The sequence below is a fragment of the Cupriavidus sp. SIMBA_020 genome (assembly GCF_046535395.1).
GTDB classification, from domain to species: Bacteria; Pseudomonadota; Gammaproteobacteria; order Burkholderiales; family Burkholderiaceae; genus Cupriavidus; species Cupriavidus campinensis.
In genome coordinates, this window is the sequence record NZ_JAWRWU010001862.1 from 1 (window position 1) to 229 (window position 229).

Sequence of the window (229 nt, forward strand, 5' to 3'; positions counted from 1 at the left end):
CTTCTATGGCACCAATTTTGCCGGCGAGGCCGGCCGCTCCACTCATTACATCGTCCTCGCCTATGAGGCGGAACTCACGCTGGACACCGCCAGCCTGCCGCTGGGCCAGCACCGCCGCTACCGCTGGCAGCCCGCGGCGGCCATCGCCGCCGATCCGGGCGCGCACCCCTACACCCAGGCCTACTTCAAGGAGTCAGCGCCATGACCAACCCCCATCCTCCGTATCGGG

The 229-nt window shown here is 68.1% G+C and carries 1 pseudogene; it reads left to right on the forward strand.

The window, feature by feature from the left end:
- A pseudogene (locus tag SB751_RS36055) lies at positions 1-205 on the forward strand (GDP-mannose mannosyl hydrolase); the annotation flags it as partial.
- Between the last annotated feature and the right edge of the window lie 24 nt (positions 206-229).